At 52.2% G+C, this 19,429-nt stretch carries 20 protein-coding genes and 1 tRNA gene; 11 read left to right on the top strand and 10 right to left on the bottom strand.

Going from position 1 to position 19,429, the window contains the following annotated elements; translation table 11 throughout:
• The first annotated feature begins 222 nt into the window (after positions 1–222).
• Positions 223–297 (top strand) — tRNA-Cys (locus VFT64_02995).
• Positions 298–315: 18 nt separating this feature from the next.
• Here the strand turns inward: VFT64_02995 and VFT64_03000 are convergent.
• Complete coding sequence (locus VFT64_03000) at positions 316–1,386, bottom strand: Do family serine endopeptidase (protein HEU5046788.1); 1,071 nt, start codon at positions 1,384–1,386, stop codon at positions 316–318.
• 196 nt (positions 1,387–1,582) lie between these two features.
• Between VFT64_03000 and mnmG the strand changes: the two genes are divergently transcribed.
• Genes mnmG through VFT64_03020 form a run of 4 tightly spaced genes read left to right on the top strand, consistent with a single transcriptional unit; the run spans position 1,583 to position 5,944 of the window.
• Positions 1,583–3,457: a tRNA uridine-5-carboxymethylaminomethyl(34) synthesis enzyme MnmG gene (mnmG, locus tag VFT64_03005; protein ID HEU5046789.1), complete on the top strand. Its 1,875-nt coding sequence runs from the start codon at positions 1,583–1,585 to the stop codon at positions 3,455–3,457.
• Positions 3,458–3,499: 42 nt separating this feature from the next.
• Positions 3,500–4,126: a 16S rRNA (guanine(527)-N(7))-methyltransferase RsmG gene (gene rsmG / locus VFT64_03010; protein ID HEU5046790.1), complete on the top strand. Its 627-nt coding sequence runs from the start codon at positions 3,500–3,502 to the stop codon at positions 4,124–4,126.
• Positions 4,127–4,129: 3 nt separating this feature from the next.
• Positions 4,130–4,960 carry an AAA family ATPase gene (locus VFT64_03015; protein HEU5046791.1) on the top strand — a complete coding sequence of 277 codons (831 nt, stop codon included), beginning with the start codon at positions 4,130–4,132 and terminating at the stop codon, positions 4,958–4,960.
• 15 nt (positions 4,961–4,975) lie between these two features.
• Positions 4,976–5,944 (top strand): ParB/RepB/Spo0J family partition protein, encoded by a 969-nt coding sequence (locus tag VFT64_03020; GenBank protein HEU5046792.1) that lies wholly within the window; start codon positions 4,976–4,978, stop codon positions 5,942–5,944.
• 59 nt (positions 5,945–6,003) lie between these two features.
• On the opposite strand, the gene VFT64_03025 is transcribed toward VFT64_03020, so the two are convergent.
• Both VFT64_03025 and VFT64_03030 read right to left on the bottom strand, forming a co-directional pair.
• On the bottom strand, positions 6,004–6,609 hold the full coding sequence (locus tag VFT64_03025; GenBank protein HEU5046793.1) for a hypothetical protein: 606 nt from the start codon (positions 6,607–6,609) through the stop codon (positions 6,004–6,006).
• 64 nt (positions 6,610–6,673) lie between these two features.
• Positions 6,674–7,498, bottom strand: coding sequence for a dienelactone hydrolase family protein (locus tag VFT64_03030; protein HEU5046794.1), 825 nt, complete (start codon positions 7,496–7,498; stop codon positions 6,674–6,676).
• Between the two features lie 90 nt (positions 7,499–7,588).
• Here VFT64_03030 and nuoF point away from each other — a divergent pair, with 90 nt between their 5' ends.
• Entirely contained in the window at positions 7,589–8,869 is a 1,281-nt protein-coding gene (nuoF, locus tag VFT64_03035; GenBank protein HEU5046795.1) for an NADH-quinone oxidoreductase subunit NuoF, read from the top strand.
• A gap of 528 nt (positions 8,870–9,397) precedes the next feature.
• Here nuoF and VFT64_03040 read toward each other — a convergent pair.
• From VFT64_03040 to VFT64_03055, 4 genes are all read right to left on the bottom strand, one after another.
• Entirely contained in the window at positions 9,398–9,850 is a 453-nt protein-coding gene (locus VFT64_03040) for a hypothetical protein (protein HEU5046796.1), read from the bottom strand.
• A gap of 156 nt (positions 9,851–10,006) precedes the next feature.
• Positions 10,007–10,687 carry an RES family NAD+ phosphorylase gene (locus VFT64_03045; protein HEU5046797.1) on the bottom strand — a complete coding sequence of 227 codons (681 nt, stop codon included), beginning with the start codon at positions 10,685–10,687 and terminating at the stop codon, positions 10,007–10,009.
• The gene (locus tag VFT64_03050) at positions 10,684–11,091 is read right to left on the bottom strand and encodes an MbcA/ParS/Xre antitoxin family protein (protein ID HEU5046798.1); all 408 of its coding nucleotides are present in this window, start codon (positions 11,089–11,091) and stop codon (positions 10,684–10,686) included. Before VFT64_03050 ends, VFT64_03045 begins: the two co-directional genes overlap by 4 nt.
• Positions 11,092–11,380: 289 nt before the next feature.
• Positions 11,381–12,664: a cystathionine gamma-synthase family protein gene (locus tag VFT64_03055; GenBank protein HEU5046799.1), complete on the bottom strand. Its 1,284-nt coding sequence runs from the start codon at positions 12,662–12,664 to the stop codon at positions 11,381–11,383.
• A 182-nt stretch (positions 12,665–12,846) separates the two neighbouring features.
• Here VFT64_03055 and VFT64_03060 point away from each other — a divergent pair, with 182 nt between their 5' ends.
• The 5 genes from VFT64_03060 (at position 12,847) to VFT64_03080 (ending at position 15,097) form a co-directional block, all read left to right on the top strand.
• Positions 12,847–13,461 carry a ribonuclease D gene (locus tag VFT64_03060; protein ID HEU5046800.1) on the top strand — a complete coding sequence of 205 codons (615 nt, stop codon included), beginning with the start codon at positions 12,847–12,849 and terminating at the stop codon, positions 13,459–13,461.
• Between the two features lie 78 nt (positions 13,462–13,539).
• Positions 13,540–13,821, top strand: a complete 282-nt coding sequence (locus VFT64_03065) for a hypothetical protein (GenBank protein HEU5046801.1) — start codon at positions 13,540–13,542, stop codon at positions 13,819–13,821.
• A gap of 22 nt (positions 13,822–13,843) precedes the next feature.
• On the top strand, positions 13,844–14,407 hold the full coding sequence (locus VFT64_03070; GenBank protein HEU5046802.1) for a sigma-70 family RNA polymerase sigma factor: 564 nt from the start codon (positions 13,844–13,846) through the stop codon (positions 14,405–14,407).
• Entirely contained in the window at positions 14,385–14,663 is a 279-nt protein-coding gene (locus tag VFT64_03075) for a hypothetical protein (protein HEU5046803.1), read from the top strand. Before VFT64_03070 ends, VFT64_03075 begins: the two co-directional genes overlap by 23 nt.
• Positions 14,660–15,097 carry a periplasmic heavy metal sensor gene (locus VFT64_03080; protein ID HEU5046804.1) on the top strand — a complete coding sequence of 146 codons (438 nt, stop codon included), beginning with the start codon at positions 14,660–14,662 and terminating at the stop codon, positions 15,095–15,097. The genes VFT64_03075 and VFT64_03080 overlap by 4 nt, the downstream gene beginning before the upstream one ends.
• A gap of 1 nt (position 15,098) precedes the next feature.
• On the opposite strand, the gene tilS is transcribed toward VFT64_03080, so the two are convergent.
• The 3 genes from tilS to VFT64_03095 form a co-directional block, all read right to left on the bottom strand.
• A complete protein-coding gene (tilS, locus tag VFT64_03085; GenBank protein ID HEU5046805.1) occupies positions 15,099–16,328 on the bottom strand; it encodes a tRNA lysidine(34) synthetase TilS in 1,230 nt (409 codons plus the stop codon).
• 108 nt (positions 16,329–16,436) lie between these two features.
• Positions 16,437–17,621 carry a deoxyguanosinetriphosphate triphosphohydrolase gene (locus tag VFT64_03090; protein ID HEU5046806.1) on the bottom strand — a complete coding sequence of 395 codons (1,185 nt, stop codon included), beginning with the start codon at positions 17,619–17,621 and terminating at the stop codon, positions 16,437–16,439.
• 92 nt (positions 17,622–17,713) lie between these two features.
• Positions 17,714–19,426, bottom strand: coding sequence for an EAL domain-containing protein (locus VFT64_03095; GenBank protein ID HEU5046807.1), 1,713 nt, complete (start codon positions 19,424–19,426; stop codon positions 17,714–17,716).
• Positions 19,427–19,429: the final 3 nt, after the last annotated feature.

Genomic DNA, 19,429 nt, shown 5'->3' on the forward strand with positions numbered 1-19,429 from the left:
CTTTTACCTCAAAAACATCCACAAATAAGACTCTTAATAAACTAGAAATTCTTTCCTATTACCAGCATCATACCACTGGTGAGATTGAAGATGGGCAGTAGGAAAAAATCCAGCTTGACGATAGGCCCGCAATCAGAGAACATCTTGACCTTACCACGCTTAAGCGCTATAGCGGTGTTGCATAAAGCCCATACTCGCTGGTATTGGGCAGGCAATGGTGAAGGCTAGGTAGCAAAGTGGTAATGCACGGGACTGCAAATCCTGTATTCGGGAGTTCGATTCTCCCCCTGGCCTCCAAAACCAACCGGTAATTCCTTATCCTTTAAGCTTCCCGACATGCATGACAAGCTTGTGCAGTTCGCCCTTGCGCCACAGCTCCACCGGTACGGCGCTGCCGGGTTCGGTCTCTGCCACGCAAAGCGGTAACATACGCATTTCCCTGATGTTTTTACCATCAAAACGGACGATTACATCGCCCGCCACAATGCCTGCTTTGGCGGCCGGGCCATTTTCCGCCACGCTCATCACGAGCGCCCCATAAGGCTTTTTAAGCCCGGCATTATGTGCCGCAGCAGCAGTCACGTCTTCAATGCGGATGCCGATCCAGCTGCGCTCAACATAACCTTTGGTTTTGAGTTGCTCGAATACGGTTTTGGCGAGTGCAATCGGCATGGCGAATCCGATACCGACATTCTCACCCGAAGGAGAGTAAATCGCCGTGTTGATTCCGATCACCTGGCCCTGAAGGTTAAACATCGGTCCACCAGAATTGCCACGGTTAATGGCGGCATCCGTCTGGATAAAATCGTCAAACGGTCCGGCATTCAGATTGCGCGCACGGGCGGAGATGATACCCGCAGTCACCGTACCGCCGAAGCCGAACGGATTGCCAATGGCAATTACCCAGTCGCCGACACGGGCCTTATCGGAATTGCCGAAGACCACGGACGGCAGTTTTTTTCCAGCCTCCACCTTGAGCAAGGCCAGATCCGTCTTTTCATCGTGACCCACGATCTGAGCATCGAGTTTAGTGTCGTCGCTAAGTGTAATCGTGATGTCGCCGGAGCCGGAAATCACATGGTTGTTCGTCGCGATATAACCGTTCGGATCGATGATGAAACCGGAACCGAGCGAATAAATCTTATGGGAGTCATCCTTGTTTTCAGGATGTTCGGGGAAATCGTGAAACCCCTCAGGAATGGCCGTGGCTGTGGCATTCATCGTATCGCCCGGCATTTTCTGCGTCGTGGAAATATTTACAACGGTTGGCGTGAGCTTTTCCACGAGATCGGCAAAGCCCGGCGGTGTTTCTCCGGCCATGGAAGGCAGGGGCGAAAACACAAGACAGGCGCTCACAAAAGCGGTAAATAAAAATGCGGGTTTCACCGATATACCATCAAGAAATAAATAATATTGCTCAGGTATAAATATACCGGTCTCGCTTTTCAAGTTTTGATGCCCTGATTGGCGGCTTATAACGGATTCAATTGCTAATTTAGCTTTTTTAAGGTATAGGGCAGAGAAATATTTTTAGTTACGGGAATTATCCCTGATTTTCGCAAAAGTTCCACGTGAAACATTTATGACCAGATTTGATGTGATTGTTATTGGGGGTGGGCATGCCGGAACAGAGGCCGCAGCGGCTTCTGCGCGTATGGGCGCGACCACACTTTTGGCAACACATAAAAAAGAAACCGTGGGCGAAATGTCGTGTAACCCGGCTATCGGGGGGATCGCCAAAGGCACCCTTGTCCGTGAGATCGACGCTCTGGACGGAGTCATGGGAAGGGCAATTGATCGGGCGGGCATCCATTACAAAATGCTTAACGCCAGTAAGGGGCCGGCAGTTCACGGACCTCGTGCACAGGCGGATCGGAAATTATACCGCCAGGCTGTTCAGGATATTTTATCCGAATACGAAACCCTCACCATACAGTCGGTCGCGATCGAAGACCTTCTTATCGAAAATGGAAAAGTCGTTGGGGTCGTGACCGGAGAAGGCGAACAAATTTTTGCTTCGTCAGTTATCCTCACCACAGGGACTTTTCTGGGTGGGCTTATCCATATCGGTGAAAAGAAAATCCCGGCCGGCAGGGTAGGGGAGGCCCCTTCATTAGGTCTATCCAAAACCCTTCGTGACACGGGGTTTATGGTCGGACGTCTTAAGACCGGAACGCCACCCCGTCTCGATGGAAAGACGATCGACTGGTCCGGTCTCCAGGAGCAACCGGGCGACGATATCCCTCAACCATTTTCCTATATGGTGGATAAGATCATCGTTCCTCAGATCAAATGTTTTATCACTCAGACGACACAAGCCACTCACGAAATTATCCGGGGTAATATCCACCGCGCCCCCATGTATAGTGGGCAGATCGAAGGACGGGGGCCTCGTTATTGTCCGTCCATTGAAGATAAGATCGTTCGCTTCTCCGATAAACCGAAACACCAGATCTTTCTCGAACCGGAAGGGCTCGATGACGATACGGTTTATCCGAACGGCATCTCCACATCGCTCCCGGAAGATGTTCAGCTCGCGATTTTAAAAACAATTCCGGGTCTGGAAGATGCGACCATGATCCGTCCGGGTTACGCGATTGAATATGACTATGTCGATCCACGGGAACTCTATCCGACACTCGAGACCAAGAAAATTAAAGGTCTTTATTTCGCGGGTCAGATCAATGGCACCACGGGATATGAAGAAGCCGGAGGGCAGGGTATCATCGCTGGGATTAACGCCGTACTTTCCATTCGTGGTCAGGACGCATTTATTCTCGACCGTAGCGACGCGTATATCGGCGTCATGATCGACGATCTGATTACACTCGGAACGAGTGAACCCTATCGTATGTTCACATCGCGTTCCGAATACCGTCTCAGCGTCAGGGCTGATAATGCTGATCTGCGTTTGACGGATAGAGGTATTGCGATTGGTTGCGTCACGAAGTCGCGCTCTGAAATGTATAAAAACAAATCCGAACAACTCCGCAATTCTATTTCCCTATTCAAAAATAGTCTGATTAGTCCCAGTGAGGCGACAAAATACGGAGTGAATTTGAATAAGGACGGAATTAAACGCTCCGCATTTGAATTGCTCTCCAATACGAATGTCGAATTGGAGGATATTTATCATATCTGGAATGAATTAAAAGAAATACCGGATGCAATTCTGCGTCAGATAAAAATAGAAGCACTTTACGATGGGTATTTAGAAAAACAGGGCGCGGATATCCTCGCTTTCAAACAAGAAGAATCGCTCAAGATTCCCGAAGATATTGACTATAATACGGTGCCATCGCTCTCCAACGAGATTAAAGAAAAGCTCAAAAATCATAAGCCGCTGACGCTAGGCGCAGCCCAGAGAATCCCTGGTGTAACGCCCGCTGCGCTTACGATTCTGATGGGATTCATTAAAGAAAAAATGCGTCCGTCAAAAAATAAAATCCCGGCCTAATTTCATCTGGCGTCTATTCGAATAGAAGTGTATAAACACGACATGTCGGGCGATTTTTTATATCAAAATTTCCAAAAAATAGTCCCCGGGGGCGTTTCACGTGAAACATTCACCCGATTGGAGGAGTATGTTTCGCTTCTTCTAAAATGGCAGAAGAAGATCAATCTCATCAGTGACTCTACAATTCCCGACGTTTGGGCGCGCCATATTCTGGATTCAACCCAACTCATTTCTCATATTCACCCCGATCAAAGAGTGGCCGATCTGGGGAGTGGGGCAGGGCTTCCCGGAATTATATTATCCATACTCGGCATTAAGAACGTAACGCTTGTTGAAAGCGATATGCGTAAAGTTGCGTTCTTGAGAGAAGCGGCAAGAGTAACGAACACCCACATCAGTATCTCCAATAATCGGGTTGAAACGATCTTACTTGATGAAGTGGATGTGATCACCGCGCGAGGTTTTGCTCCGCTCGAAAAAATTTTTTCGATGCTCGGAGAAAACCTAACCCCACGTCATAAAATGGTTTTATTGAAGGGAAGGGAATATGAGAAGGAAATCGCGGAAGCCAGGGCCAATTGGCATTTTGACTATAAAAAAATTCATAGTATAACGGATAATAACAGCGCCATTCTTATTATAGAAAATATCTATAAAACAAAGGATTAGTATATGAGCAGCAAACAATCAAAACATATCAGGGATGAAAACACGCCAGCAAAAATTATTGCTATCGTGAACCAGAAAGGCGGCGTCGGAAAGACCACCACTGCGATTAACTTAGCTACTGCGCTCGCGGCTTGCGGACGCAAGGTATTGCTCATCGATCTCGATCCGCAGGGGAATGCCAGCACCGGTCTCGGTATCGATCATAGTGACCGTAGCATCACATCCTATGATCTGCTCATTGGCGAGGTCAGCATTGCCGAAGCAACTTTAAAAACCGAAATTCCAAATCTGTTTCTGGTCTCTGCTAATATTGATCTCTCCGGCGCCGAGATCGAACTCGTCAGCATGATGCGCCGTGAATATCGTCTGCAGGAAGCTTTCGCAAATGAGAAACTGAACTACGATTATGTCATTATCGACTGCCCGCCGTCACTCGGTTTGGTAACCCTCAATGCATTGACCGCCGCTCATTCCGTTTTGATTCCGCTGCAGTGTGAATTTTATGCGTTGGAAGGTTTGAGCCATCTATTGAAAACCATCGAACTCGTCCGCACGCGTATCAACCCCGCGCTGACCATCGAAGGTATCGTGCTGACCATGTATGACCGCCGCAACAGCCTGACCGCGCAGATCGAGGAAGACGTCCGCGATTTCCTCGGCACGAAAGTTTACAAAACCGTCATCCCCCGCAACATCCGTATGTCGGAAGCGCCGTCTCACGGGAAACCGGCATTGATCTATGATCTGCATTGCACCGGTTCGCAAGCCTATCTGAAACTGGCCAGTGAGTTATTGAAACGTGAAAAACAGCAACGCGAATTAACCGCAGCATAATCTAAGGAGCACCATATGAGCGCAGTAAAAAAATCGAATGCACGCGGATTAGGTAAAGGGCTTTCGGCCCTGATGTCGGACACCTACAGCCAGGCCCCGGCCGCTCCGGCACAGCCCGCCAACCAGGACCGCCCGGAACAATCCGCTGCCGAACTTCCCAAGCAGACCCTTAAGCTCAGCCAGCTTCGTTCCGGCAAATACCAGCCACGTGAGCATTTCAATGAGAGCGCTCTGAGCGATCTCGCCAATTCGATCAAGAAGAACGGCGTTATGCAGCCGATTCTGGTACGCATGATCGGAGCCGATCTATATGAAATCGTTGCCGGTGAACGCCGCTGGCGCGCTTCCAAGATCGCGGGCCTGGATGAAATCCCGGTCGTGATCCGCGACCTCACAGACGAGCAGGCGCTGGAACTTGCTATCGTCGAAAACGTCCAGCGCGAAGGCCTGCATCCGCTTGAAGAGGCCGCCGGTTACCAGAGGCTGATGGACGAATTCGGTTATACCCAGGAAAACATCGCGTCCACCGTCCATAAGAGCCGCAGCCATATCGCGAATCTGCTGCGTCTCCTGAGTCTGCCGAAAGATATCCAGGAATTGCTGACGACCGAAAAACTGACGATGGGCCATGCCCGCGCCCTGATCGGCGTAGAAAGTGCTTCGCAGATCGCGGAAGAAATTATCCGCCGTAATCTGAGCGTCCGCCAGACGGAAAAGCTGGTGAGCGACAGCAAAAACCCGAACAGGGAACCCAAGGCGCAAAAGCCGAGGGAGCCCAAAACCGTAACCACGACAGTGACAACCGTTGCTGTCCATCAGGGCCCCAAAGATCAGGATATCCTGGCACTGGAAGCAGCACTCTCTGAGAATCTCGGATTAAAAGTCAGCATTAACGATCGCGGCCAGGCCGGTGAAATCACCGTTGCCTATGAAAGCCTCGAGCAGCTGGACGATGTATTGCGCCGCCTGGGCGGAAGCATTTAACGATTTGTTGTTGAGTCTCTTGGCCCGCCTCAGAAATGAGGCGGGCATTTTTTTGACCGCTAGGCGGTCGTAGAAGAGGAGGAGTTGCTGGAGCCCGAAGCCACCTGTTGCCAGAGGCTATAAACATCTTTCATATAATTGTTCGCTTTGGTCTGCTCGGCGGAAAGTTTATCCGATGTCGAACTGAGCGGATCGTTTTTCCCGTTGAGCGCATCCAGCAATGTCGAAGTCAGATTCAGCGAGGAAACCTGATCCTTCGCCGAGAGCTGATCGGCGCCCAGACCCGCTGCTTCAAGATCATTCTGAATTTTGTTAAAAGTTTCCTGCGTCATAGGCGCATCTTTATATTTTGCGATAATCTCATTAATCTGCACCTGCTGTGCCTGTGTCAGGCTAAAGCTGGAACTGCTGCCCGGGCTTTGGGTGTTTCCGGAAGAAGTATTATTCAGAAGCGCCTGTGCTGCGGGGCTTAGGTCCAGAATATCGGAAGAACCGGAAGAGTCCGTTGAACTGCCTAAGCCTTGTAAAGCATTGATGAGCGACTGTGTGACGGAGGAAGGACCGCCGGAGCTTTTATTGTTAGCCGTGAGCGACGACTGACTATTGCCGCTTTGCAGCGAAGAAAGCTGGTAATAGGAAGCCGGAGTATTAGTGATGCTGGTCATAAGAATCTGCCTTTATATGGAAATACAAAGGTATATGCATATTTTATGCCAGTTGAGCCGTAAATTAGGGTAAGTGCTTAAGAACACTAACTCCCTGCATGGGCTGAGTAAGTTGCGGCTCATCAGTCCCTTTCAGATAATGGTTCATGAAAGCCAGGCTATAAGTCGTAATCTGGGGATGAACATAACCGAATGCCGTCCATGCAAAATGGTTGGCGCCGTTAAACTCCACAAAATATTTGGGAGCAGGGGATAGCGCATAAGCACCCTTTGTGCCTTCCAGGCTGGGGGTAATCATCCTGTCACGGCTTCCCGCCTGATACATGACGGGTGCAGCAATCGATTCCAGATGATCAAGCGGGAGGTTATAGGGAGCCAGTGCAAGAATGGCTTTCACTCCGGGTAGTTTCCAGCTGGGAATGGCACCGCCTAACCCCAGCACCGTATAGCCGCCGAGCGAATGGCCGCATAATCCCAGGCGCGACCAGTCAATGCGCCCTGCAAAATGCCTGTCCTGCTTCAGCGCCGAGATAAGCTCACGAATATCATCGCGCCGGTCTGCGTAAGTTTTTTCGTCCCAAAGGTTTGGCCGGCCAAACGGAGCCTGCGGGCGGTCGGAGCGAGAAGCAGCACCGCCATTGCAAACCGCATCCCTGTGGTTCGGGGCGAAGACAATATAACCGGCTTCGGCAAAGGCCTGCATCAGGAAAGGCGACTGTGTGGAACAGCCGTGAAATCCATGCGAAAATATAATAACCGGAGCTTTGCCGGACGTGGCGGGCTGCCAGACGCTTACACGCATTCCTGCAAGCGTGATATTATCCCCGGAGGCATGAGCGAAGCCGGGAAGCCAGACCAGAAGACACAGGAGGGTAAAAACTAAACGCATATATGAGTTTTCCTAATATTTTTTGTGGTATGTCCGTGCATTTTATTATAATCATCGGGATAATCCAAACAGACAAAAGCAGGGATTGCTATGTTAAAAGACGAAGACCGCATATTCACCAACCTGTATGGTTTTGAAGACTGGAAACTCGCGGGCGCGAAAAAGCGCGGCGACTGGAGCAATACGAAAGAATTGCTGGCCAAAGGCGCGGATACGATCATCGAGGAAGTAAAAGCTTCAGGCTTGCGCGGTCGCGGCGGTGCAGGTTTCTCCACCGGGATGAAATGGTCCTTCATGCCGAAGAAATCTGACGGCCGTCCGTCTTACCTCGTTGTGAATGCCGATGAAGGCGAACCCGGTACCTGCAAAGACCGCGACATGATGCGCCACGATCCGCATAAGCTGATTGAAGGTTGCCTGATCGGCGGTTTTGCGATCCGGGCAGTTGCGGCCTATATCTACATCCGCGGCGAATTTATCGAGGAAGCAAACCGCCTGGAGTATGCAATTGATGAAGCGCGCGCTGCCGGATTGCTCGGCAAAAATGCCTGTGGTTCTGGCTACGATTTTGATGTTTTCGTGCATCGTGGCGCAGGCGCGTATATTTGCGGCGAAGAAACTGCGCTGATCGAATCGCTTGAAGGCAAAAAAGGCCAGCCGCGTCTTAAGCCACCATTCCCGGCAGGCGTGGGCGTCTGGGGCTGCCCGACGACGGTCAATAACGTGGAAAGCATTGCGGTCGTGCCGGAAATTCTGCGCCGTGGCCCGTCCTGGTTCGCTGGTATCGGCCGCCCGAACAACACGGGCACAAAAGTGTTCTGTATCTCCGGCCATGTAAACAATCCTTGCAATGTCGAAGAAGAAATGGGCATTCCGCTGAAGGAACTCATTGAAAAACACGCTGGCGGCGTGCGCGGCGGGTGGGATAACCTGCTTGCAGTCATTCCGGGCGGTTCTTCCGTGCCGATGATCCCCAAATCCATCTGCGACACGGTGCTCATGGACTTCGACTCGCTGCGTGAAGTGAAATCCGGCCTTGGCACCGCTGCGGTGATCGTCATGGATAAATCGACCGATCTCGTGAAAGCCATCGCCCGCTTGTCCAAGTTCTATATGCATGAATCCTGCGGCCAGTGCACGCCCTGCCGTGAAGGCACGGGCTGGATGTGGCGTGTGATGGAGCGTATGGTAACGGGCAACGCGCAGATGGAAGAGATTGACCGTTTGCTGGATGTGACGACGCGCATTGAAGGTCATACGATTTGTGCGCTCGGTGATGCTGCCGCCTGGCCGATCCAGGGGTTGTTCCGTCACTTCCGTCCGGAAGTCGAACGCCGCATTACGGAATATCAGGCGAGAAAAGTAGCGTAATATTTTGAGAATTTAGGTTTGGGCTTCACCTCAATTCTCGTGCTGGCGGCACGATATTGAGAGAAGCCCTTGCCCGCGGTGCTGCTAAATTGCCTCTATGTCAGCAGGGTTTTTACTGTTTCCTGCTCTTCTTCCTTCTCTTCGCGCGTTGCGGATTCTGGCGCTGCCCGTTTGCATTCACTTTGGGCTGCTTGCCGCGGCGCATAGAGCGTCCCTTGGACATGGAAGTACCCCCTCTCAGTAGAATAGGAGTTGCAGGCAAAATGTTCTTGCCTGTCACCTGTCTGTCCGCACCCTTACAGCTGGATGCATATAATGCTGCGGACTCGCAGGTAGAATGCTTTAGAGGCGTATTTCACGCCGAAATCGGCATGAAAATCTCGAATCCGGTGAGCCGAGCCACGCCAATAAAGTTTTGCATCATACCATTATGAGGCGGAAACGGGCTAATGAAGATTCTGTTACAGGATTAATCAACAGTATTTAAACTATGTGCATAAGACGTTTAGCAGGATATAAGATTCGTAACTAGTTAAATTCATGCAATTTATCCATTTTCACACGGAGTGTATTGTATGGTGTGATAAAAGCACGGAAATCATCTTCACGCCCCCACCACTCATTTATCACAAATTTTTGAACACCCAGCCCTAACGTTTCGCTACCCCAGCTTAGATAATAGTCGCCATTATTCTGTATGCCTTTATTGGCAGACGCAAATACAGCAACAGCTAATAACGCCCATATAATTCTATCTGGCATCTGCAGAAGACCCTTGGCAAATATCCATTTTGAATTGCCATCATGGCTAGGAATAAGTGCATAATTAATGGGCACAGCTTCGCAATGAGCATGGCTGCATCGAAATATATGATAAATAATATCAGCAAGATCAGGTGAGGAGATTATTTTTCCATTTTGTTCGATAATGGTAATATTGGTCCATTGTGTTTCCTCAAGATTAAGACCAACACCTACCATTGGCTCGATAATCCAATAGTATTGCCACCGCTAGAGAACAAATTCTTAGCCGTGCCATCGATAGCCATGCAGGCGTGCATAAGAGCCGAATCGAGTTTCCCGGCCTGATAATCGTCAATTGCATAGCAAACATGTTGTTCTATTTTCATACGTTGCCTATCCCAGAAGCTCTTTGCGATATACGTGCGTGATACTCTGTCCGTCCCATGCATAACATAAATGCCGCTCCTGACGGCAATTGGACAAGAGCCGGGGCTTGAATACAGCGGCGTTCATGCCCAGTTCGTGTCGCACGCTGCGATAAACCACGCCCTGTGAGCCTTCATCGCGCAGTTGCTTCGCCCAGCGGGAAGAGGCGCGGTAATCATCCAGATGGTAAATTTCAGCGGAAACGGAATCTTGTGCGCGAATATCATGTAACTGGCCGCGTAAATCCACATTGTAAACCCGCATATCGATCTCAAGCGGTTTTTCATGCGTCGCGCGCAGAAAACGTTCTCGGTGATAGCGCGTCTCCGCAATCGCGGTCTCCAGCGTGTAGGCCGCATAAAATACGCCATAACTACCGTCACAGAAGCGGCTGCCATCCGGATTTAAATGCGTAAAAGCTGCCATGACGATGCTTGTGCCGCTGCCCGATATACGGTCTTCGGGAGGGACGAGCTGCAGATTGCCCACCTCGTCGCGCAAACGGTCGTTCGTCATACTTTCCAGCGCGAATACCGCTTCCAGATCCTCCGGTGCGGCGACACGGTCAAATAATCCGGTAGGAGGGAACCGGCTGGGAATAATGCGCCAGGCGGGCAGCCAGGCGATGTCAGCCAGTGTGAATGTCATGCCCAGCCGCCTCTTTGTGCGTCCAGATACTGCCGTACGACGTATAAATCGGCGACGTTGCCGCTCAACATGCGGTCAAGCGCGGATTTACCGCCGAAAATGGGAGCATCGTTAGCCCGTTTGACCCAGCCATCGGCTGCTTCCGCTTGCGGTAATAATATCTGCAGCGCCTTGTAAATCCCCAGAATATAGGAAAGCCGCTCCAGCGTGTCATGCGACAGGGCAACAGGTTTGTTTTTCTTCCAGTTGAAGAATGTGCTGCGGGCAGGTTTGCCCAGCAGAATGCGCTGTTCTTCCGTATCCAGCCCCCAGGCTCCCGCAATATTAAAAAATGTACGGAGCGCCGCGCCGGAAACGGTCTGTATCTGATTGTAGGATTTTGCGATATTGGATGTGACTGTCATAGGACTATTTTAAATATATAGGTAATAATAGTCCAATATTGGACTTATTTCAATAACAAATAAGGATTAATTAGAATAAATAGTCTGATTTCAGACTATAAATAACTGAATACACGAATAGAATAAGCAGCGTGTAATGGAGCCTGGTTAAGAAATAATGATTTTTCAGAGTGATAGGCGGGGCACCTGAATACCGTAGCGATTTGTTGAGGATCGTCTGAAAAAGATACCAAAAGAAGGTGGAAGAAGAGGCGGAATAGCGTAAACAGCCACTCCGCCTCCGGTAGGCTTAGCAGTTTTTTAGCGCCTGTTCGAGGTCCGCAATCAAATCGTCTTCATGTTCTAGGCCGATGGAAACACGAATCAGCCCTTCGCTTACGCGTGTCAGTTTCAACATCTCCGCGCCCACACCGGAATGTGTGGTGGAAGCCGGGTGGCAGACAAGCGATTCCGTGCCACCGAGACTGACGGCGGATTTGAAGAGGCGAAGCGCATTGATGAATTTGAATGCCCGCTCGCGCCCGCCATCCAGCACGAAAGAAAATGTGGAGCCGGGACCGGAGCATTGTTTCTGGTAAACCGCCTGATAGGTCGGGTCCTTGATATGTTCGCTGTGGAACACTTCGATCTTCTGATGCGGATTGGCAGCAAGCCATGCTGCGATCCGGCTGGCCGTACGCGCGGATTGTTTCATGCGCAGCACAAGCGTTTCCATGGAGCGCGAAATCATCCAGCAGGAATGCGGATCTAGCTGTGATCCGAAAGCGCTGCGTGTGAGCCTGATTTTCGTGATCAGTGTGCGTTTACCCGTAACGCCGCCCGCTACGAGATCGCTATGCCCGCCGACATATTTGGTCAGCGAATAAACGCACAGATCGATGCCGTGTTCCGTCGGTTTCTGGAAAACAGGGCCAAGCAGCGTATTGTCGCAGACCGAAATAGGGCGGTAACCGTGCTTTTTCTCAAATGCGTCCAGTTCTGCCTTCAGACCTGCCATATCCACGAGGCTATTGGTCGGATTGGCCGGTGTTTCGATATAGACGATTTTCACCGGACCTGCTTTTGCGGCTTCTTCCAGTGCTTCGCGCATGGAGGCGGGGGAAAGTGCATCCTTGATCGCATGGGTGGAAATACCCCATTCCTTCAACGCCTTATTGATAAGCGTTTCTGTGCCGCCGTAGAGCGGATTGGACTGCAGGACGATGTCACCCGGACGCAGGAAAGCGAGCAGCACGGCGCTGATTGCGGACATACCGCTCGAGGTGACGACCGCAGCCTCGGAATTATCCAGCAGCGCAAGACGATCTTCGATGATTTCAAGGTTCGGATGATTGAAACGGCTATAAATCAGCCCGGCGGAGGTATTCTCCGGTTGCGGTTTGCGGCCAGAAGTCACATCGAAGAAATTCGCGCCGTCTTCAGCCGAGCGGAAAACGAATGTGGAAGTAAGGAAGACCGGCGGCTTTACAGCGCCTTCGGAAAGAAACGGATCATAGCCGTAAGACATCATCTGTGTTTCCGGGTGGAGCTTATGCTCGCCGATGGTTTTCTTGCGGTAATTGGAATTGGACATGAAAAGACCTCATGATTGGTTAAAAATCGGCGGCATGCTAGCACAGCTGCCGGGGAATGAAATACGAAATTCCGCCGCAGATAATGGCTTATATTGACTTATGAGGCTGAAAGGACTAACAAAGAGGGCTGTAAAGTGCATTAATGCACGCCGGAACATACTTTTACCGAAAGGGCTGGCTTATCACTATTTACCTGCATAAAAATGACCTGCCGAAAGACGTGGATCTGAGCGGCGATATCGCTATCGACACGGAAGCGATGGGGCTTGTGAACCGCCGTGACCGCCTGTGCGTCGTGCAGCTTTCCAACGGCAATGGCGATGTGCATCTCGTGCAGTTTGCACGCGGCCAGTATGAAGCACCGAACCTTAAAGCGCTGCTTTCCGATAACAATACTGTGAAGCTGTTCCACTTTGCCCGCTTCGATGTGGCGATCATTCGCTATTATCTGGGCGTTCTGATCCAGAATATTTACTGCACGCGCACGGCGTCCCGTCTGGTGCGCACCTTCACCGACCGCCATGGCCTGAAAGAGCTCTGCCGTGAACTGCTCGGCAAAGATATTTCCAAACAGCAGCAATCTTCTGACTGGGGCGCAGATACTTTGACGCCCGAACAGCAGGAATATGCAGCAGGTGACGTGCTGTACCTGCACCAGCTGCGTGCTGTGCTCGACCCGATGCTCGTGCGCGAAGGGCGCTATGAACTGGCGCAGGCCTGCTTCAATTTCCTGCCTGCGCGCGCGCTTCTTGACCTTGCAGGCTGGGAAGAAGTCGATATTTTTGCGCACCAGTAAAATTCCCGCGAATATAATAGGGGGCGGGAGTCGTATTACAGTCATAAGAACGCTAAATATGCCTTAAGGAGGTGTCTTATGAACAAAATTGCCCTGACAATGGCGGCCCTGCTGCTTACATTGCCCTTCGCACGCGCAGCCGATGCCGCCGTGTATGTTTCCCTGTCTGCTCCGGCCTATTATGCGCCGCCGGTGGTGTATTCACCTCCGCCGGTTGCTTATGTGCCTCCGCCGCAATACGTGGCTGCGCCGCCGCCCGTTGTCTATTCTCCCGTGGCCTATGCTGCGTCTGCGCCGGCGGTAATTGTGGAGTCACCGGTTTACTACGGCTATGGATGGCATTATCATCACTGGCATTAACAGGTAAAATGATGGCGGTTAAATGAATGCTGCATTAGACGATGCACGACTTCTGAGGCTTATACGAAAAGGAGAGAAACAGGCTTTCGCAGTGCTGGTCAGGCGCCATAGCGAACGCTTCTACCGTGTCGCGTACCGTTTTTCCGGTCACCGCACGGAAGCGGAGGACATCGTGCAGGAGGCGTTCATTAAGCTCTGGGAAAAGCCGGATATGTGGCAGGAAGACAGAAAAACCGCTTTTACGACCTGGTTTTACCGCGTGGTGGTGAATATGTGCCTGGACTGGCAGAAGAAAAAGCGCCCACTTCCGCTGGAGGAGGGCGACTGGGTAGCGGATGAAAGGCAGACGCATGAGGAAACGATGCTGATTGATGAGAAGCAGTTCATGCTCGAAGCGCAGATACGGGCACTGCCGGAACGCCAGCGCACGGCACTGAATCTGTGCTTTTACGAAGAACTGAGCAACCAGGAGGCGGCGGATATTATGGGAGTCAGGCTCAAGGCACTGCAGTCGCTGCTGATGCGGGCCAAGACGACCTTGAGAGAAAGAATAGGAGAGCTTTATGCTGACCGAGAAGCAGTTTGATGTGTATCTGAGAAACCGAAAATACGAGCCGCCGGGCGCAGATCTGGCGGAGCGGATTATCGGTAAGGCCGTGGCACGGGAATATAAGCCTGCATTTACGGAACAATTCTGGGAATGGGTAAGCGAACGTATGGCATTGCGCCCCGCTTATTCCGTGCTGGCCGTATTGGCGCTCGGCCTCGTGATCGGTGCGGCGCTGCCCGTGCAGACGCCTCACGCCCTTTATGCAGTCTTGGATGAAGATGAGATGTTATGAACCATAGAATCTTAAAATTTTTTCTGGCGATTTCGCTACTGGGTAACCTTTTGATGCTGGGCATGGTATTTGGCCATACCGGGCGTGACTTTTTGTCATGCAATGAGCATCATCATATCAATCTCATGGAAATGGCTGCATTCCTCTCGCCGCAGGCGCAGCAGCAGCTCCACGGGCGGATTGCTGCTGACCAAAAAGATCTGGATAACCAGCGCCAGCAGTTGCATAACGAGCGTCTGCAGGCAATTGCGGCACTGGATGCCAAGCCGTTCAATAAAGATGCCTACGATCAGCACACTAAAGCCTTAGCGGATATCCACGTGAAAATCTCGCAGGATGTCTCCGATGCGCTGGCCGCAATTGCCACTCAGTGCGACGATGCTCAGCGCGCCAGGCTAGTGGAAACATTGCGTAGCAGGCTAGAGAATAAATAGCCTATTTTACGGCCCAAGCCGCCTGATTCTGGCCAACTCCCAGATGCGGAACAGAAACGATATTCCCGGCTGCGTTGCGTAAAGCGGGCAGGGTATAAAGAATTTGTTTATCCGGAAATGAATTTTTCAGCCCATGCTCACGCGCAAGCTCCAGCCACCCTGTCTGTGTAAGTGCGCCAACTGAGAAGCCTTTACGGGCAGCGGTTAAGGTGAATCGCCCATCCCAAAGCAAAGCCTTTCCTGCAGGAAGCGGTGCAGGAGCCTCTACGGCTTTAAGTTCGCGTAAAACCAAAAAACCATCTTTATTCCGCTTGAATACACAGCCGCCGAGCGTGGCGCTTTTAAAGCCGGGGGCGCGCATTCTCTCATGCAATCTTTCCAGCTCATCCAGCCGGGGCGGAACGTTATGGCCGCCAATACGCGTAAGCAGCGCCGCCAGTACGCGTAGCGCAATCTCATCCTCCGCCGGCAGTGCGGCTAGTTCGGCATACCCGGCTTCATGAAAATGCGCCTGGGCTGCAAGAAACGCTTCCGTCTGCGCCTGTAGATATTCCCGCGCCCGCGCCATATTGGCGGCAGTTTTAGCCAGTCGCTGCGGCGTCAGGCCAAGCGCGGCCAGTTCCGGCAGGAGTTTACGGATCTTCACACGGTCATAAGCCGTGTTTTCGTTGCTTGGATCGTTGATATAAGCCTGACCTTTTGTCTCCAGATAAGCCAGCAGATCGGCCTTGTGGATATCAAGCAGCGGCCTCAGGATGTTTATGCCCTCCCACTGCAAGGATTCCGCCATTGCTGCAAGCCCGTCCACCCCACTGCCGCGCTTCAGCCGCAGCAGGAATGTTTCCGCCTGATCCTCCAGCGTATGGGCAACGAGCAATGCTGGAATACCACGTTCCCTGCAATAACCGGTCAGCAGCCCATAACGCGCTTCGCGTGCGCTTTCCTGGATATTGGATTGCGGCTTCTTCCCTTCCCAGCGCAGCACATGGTGGTTAATGCCATGTTTTTTTAGCCATTTGCCGACGGTTTTTGCCTCGCTCGCGGATTCTGCGCGCAATCCATGGTCCACGGTCAGGGCAATAAGTTTCACGTGGTGGCGTTTAGCCCATTCCTGTGCGAGCAGCGTAAGTGCCATACTATCTCCGCCACCAGAGCAGGCAACCGCGATAGCAACAGGTGCAGGAGTAAGAAAAGCGTCTAAACGAGAAAAAATAGGGGTGGATAAGGTCATATTTTGTGTTGGCTGTAAGCGCGGTCAGTAGACCGCGCCTCTTTAGTCGCCGAAGGCGTTAGGCTCATCGCGAAGGCCAGCAGGTCGAAGCGGGAGCAATTCAAAATACTAACTCCTCTCTCTGACATTAAAAATTCTTTCATATTCATCAATGGCAAAGCGGTCCGTCATACCTGCGATGAAGTCGGCCACCGTTTCAGCGGTCTGACGGGTACCTTTCCCATCCGTAAGGCTGCGCCACTCGTCCGGCAGGCATTCCGGCTCCAGCAGGAAAAACTCGAACAGCCGTTTCACGATGCGCCGCGCCTTGCTCGTCATGCGGTTGACGCGGTAGTGGCGGTACATATGTTTCATGAGAAACGCCTTGAGCAGCTTGATATCCTGCTCCATTTTAGCCGAAAACGCCACGACAGGCTTGCCAAGACTGCGCACCGCCTCAGCGGAAGCAAGCGGTTGGGCGGCAAGGCGGGCGGAAGTTTCCGCAATCACGTCATAGACCATGACGGTGATCATGCGGCGGATGACTTCATACACCAGCCTGCGCTCGTCCAGCCCTTTATGCATTGTCCGCACTTCTTCAAACATGTTTGCGACGAGCGGCACTTCGCAGATATCCGCGATGGTAAACAGGCCGGAGCGCAGCCCATCGTCAATATCGTGGTTATTATAGGCGATATCGTCCGCAAGCGAGGCAAGCTGCGCCTCGGCGCTGGCGAAGCTCAAAAGCTCCAGATCATGCGTTTTGGCATATTCCGCCATCGCGCGCGGGGGATTGGCCACAGGGCCGTTATGCTTGGCGATGCCTTCCAGCGCTTCCCAGGTCAGGTTCAGCCCGTCAAAAGCGGCGTAGCGGTGCTCGAGCTTGGTCAGTATGCGTAAAGTCTGTGCATTATGATCGAAACCGCCGAAATCTTTCATCACTTCCTGCAAGCCATCTTCCCCGGCATGGCCGAACGGCGTATGGCCAAGATCATGCGCAAGCGCCAGCGCTTCGGCCAGATCGTCATTCAGGCCCAACGCGCGGCTCATCGTGCGTGCAAGCTGCGCCACCTCGATACTGTGCGTCAGGCGCGTGCGGTAATGGTCACCCTCATGATTGACGAAGACCTGCGTTTTATATTCCAGCCTGCGAAAGGCCGTGGAATGGATGATGCGGTCGCGGTCGCGCTGGAACGGCGTGCGCATCGTATCGTCCGGCTCCGCATGCAATCGACCGCGGCTCGCGGACGGATGACAGGCATAAGGCGCCAGAACGGGGACAAGAATATCGGAGGGGGATTGTGCTGTTTTCATGCGCGTTAAACTATAACAACCGCGCCGTGAATGCAAATGCGGATACGCGTGCCACCCATCCCGCAATGCCGTCGATTTTGCGACCAGTGCCGTTATGCCGTCTTAGGCAGCCATTTCATCAGCTCACCCGCTGTCATTGGCTTGGCGAAGAAGCTGCCTTGTGCTTTGTCACAGCCAAGTTCCGTGAGAAGGTCTTTCTGCGCTCCGGTTTCAATGCCTTCCGCAATTACCTTGAGCCCAAGCCCCTTGGCCAGATGAATGGTGGAAGTGGCGATCAGGCGATTATGCTCGTTGGTTTCGATACCGCTCACAAACGAGCGGTGAATCTTCAGAATATCAAGCGGCAGCACGCTTAAATAGCTGAGCGAAGAATAACCCGTGCCGAAATCGTCTACAAAGATGGAAGCGCCCATTTCCCTGCATTTGCGCAGCGCCTCGATGCTCTGTTTTGCATCGTCCGTGAGGGCGCATTCGGTGATCTCGAGCGCAATGTTCTTCGGGTTCATGCCGCTATCGCCGAGAATCTTGGCCAGCCTGTCGGTAAAGCTTTGGCTTTGGATATCCTTACCGCTTAAGTTAATAGTCACATAAAACGTCTGCGGCAGGTTTTTCTTCCATAAGCGGTAGTCATTACAGGCCAGTTCCGTCACATAAGCGCTGATATCGACCACAAGATCGGATTTCTGGGCGATGGGCATGAATGCCCCCGGCGGAATCAACCCTTTTTCCGGATGCTGCCAGTGCAGCAGCGTTTCCACGCCGCAGACCGTGTTGTTTTTCAAATCCATGATCGGCTGGTAATACGGCACGAGCAGGCGCGATTTCAGCGCTTCCCGCAATTCTTTCTCCAGTGTCATGCGCTCGACGAATTCGACATTCAGCTTGTCGGTGAAGAACTGGAATTCATCCTTGGTGGCTTGCCTTGCGCGGTGCAGGGCGATGTCGGCATGTTTCATAAGTTCGCCAGCGCTCCTGCCGCAGGCGGGATAAGTGGCGATACCTATACTGCAGCCGATCTCTGCTTGCGCGCCCTCAAGGAAAAACGGCATCTGGATATGTTCCATAATGCGCTGGGCAATGCCGGGCAGTTCCTCATCCCGTGCGCGGCTTCCGGTGAGGAGCAGTACGAACTCGTCGCCTTCGAGGCGCGCGGCGCAATCCTGTGCCATAAGGCACTCCTTCAGCCGCACGGCGACCTCTTTGAGCAGCGCATTACCAGCCTCGTGGCCGAGCATGGTCGTCACGTCACGGAAGCGCCGCAGGCTGACTAGCAGTACGGCCAGATGCATCCCGTTCTGCGCGGCCATGATAATGGCGGCTTCCAGATTGCTGCGGAAAATATCGCTGTGCATCAGCCTTGTTACTCGGTCAAAATGGGCAAGCTCGATGACTTCATTCTCAAAACGCTTGCGCTCGATGGCATAGCGGATCGCACGCGGCAGGGCCTCGTTGCTGTAGCGCCCTTTGACCAGATAATCCTGCGCCCCGGCCTGCATGGCATATAGCGCTTTGGTTTCATCGTTGAGGCCTGTCATGACGATGATGGGAGTGCGCGGCAGGTCATGCTGGAGCTTCTCCACTGCGTCGAGCCCGGAAATGCCGGGAAGACTCAAATCGAGCAGCAATATGTCGAAATCCTGCGCGCGGTACATGGGCTCCGCTTCGGCGATGCTGTAAGCGTGGGAGACGGCAAATCCCGCTCGAGTATCTTCCAGTGTCTCCTGCACCAGGAACGCATCCCCTTCATTATCCTCAATCAACAGGATCTGAAGAGGGGTAGGCTGTTGTAGGGAAGGTAGAGCCATAAC

Source organism: Rickettsiales bacterium (assembly GCA_035765535.1).
GTDB lineage: Bacteria > Pseudomonadota > Alphaproteobacteria > Rickettsiales > JABCZZ01 > JABCZZ01.

Bases quoted from the DNA above. Each gene is read 5' to 3' on its own strand.
- VFT64_03025 (HEU5046793.1), bottom strand. From the start codon at position 6,609: ATGACCAGCATCACTAATACTCCGGCTTCCTATTACCAGCTTTCTTCG.
- VFT64_03070 (HEU5046802.1), top strand. From the start codon at position 13,844: ATGAATGCTGCATTAGACGATGCACGACTTCTGAGGCTTATACGAAAA.
- VFT64_03050 (HEU5046798.1), bottom strand. From the start codon at position 11,091: ATGACAGTCACATCCAATATCGCAAAATCCTACAATCAGATACAGACC.
- VFT64_03090 (HEU5046806.1), bottom strand. From the start codon at position 17,621: ATGAAAACAGCACAATCCCCCTCCGATATTCTTGTCCCCGTTCTGGCG.
- VFT64_03020 (HEU5046792.1), top strand. From the start codon at position 4,976: ATGAGCGCAGTAAAAAAATCGAATGCACGCGGATTAGGTAAAGGGCTT.
- VFT64_03075 (HEU5046803.1), top strand. From the start codon at position 14,385: ATGCTGACCGAGAAGCAGTTTGATGTGTATCTGAGAAACCGAAAATAC.
- VFT64_03065 (HEU5046801.1), top strand. From the start codon at position 13,540: ATGAACAAAATTGCCCTGACAATGGCGGCCCTGCTGCTTACATTGCCC.
- VFT64_03040 (HEU5046796.1), bottom strand. From the start codon at position 9,850: ATGGTAGGTGTTGGTCTTAATCTTGAGGAAACACAATGGACCAATATT.
- VFT64_03080 (HEU5046804.1), top strand. From the start codon at position 14,660: ATGAACCATAGAATCTTAAAATTTTTTCTGGCGATTTCGCTACTGGGT.
- VFT64_03015 (HEU5046791.1), top strand. From the start codon at position 4,130: ATGAGCAGCAAACAATCAAAACATATCAGGGATGAAAACACGCCAGCA.
- VFT64_03030 (HEU5046794.1), bottom strand. From the start codon at position 7,498: ATGCGTTTAGTTTTTACCCTCCTGTGTCTTCTGGTCTGGCTTCCCGGC.
- VFT64_03045 (HEU5046797.1), bottom strand. From the start codon at position 10,687: ATGACATTCACACTGGCTGACATCGCCTGGCTGCCCGCCTGGCGCATT.
- VFT64_03055 (HEU5046799.1), bottom strand. From the start codon at position 12,664: ATGTCCAATTCCAATTACCGCAAGAAAACCATCGGCGAGCATAAGCTC.
- nuoF (HEU5046795.1), top strand. From the start codon at position 7,589: ATGTTAAAAGACGAAGACCGCATATTCACCAACCTGTATGGTTTTGAA.
- tilS (HEU5046805.1), bottom strand. From the start codon at position 16,328: ATGACCTTATCCACCCCTATTTTTTCTCGTTTAGACGCTTTTCTTACT.
- VFT64_03095 (HEU5046807.1), bottom strand. From the start codon at position 19,426: ATGGCTCTACCTTCCCTACAACAGCCTACCCCTCTTCAGATCCTGTTG.
- rsmG (HEU5046790.1), top strand. From the start codon at position 3,500: ATGTCGGGCGATTTTTTATATCAAAATTTCCAAAAAATAGTCCCCGGG.
- mnmG (HEU5046789.1), top strand. From the start codon at position 1,583: ATGACCAGATTTGATGTGATTGTTATTGGGGGTGGGCATGCCGGAACA.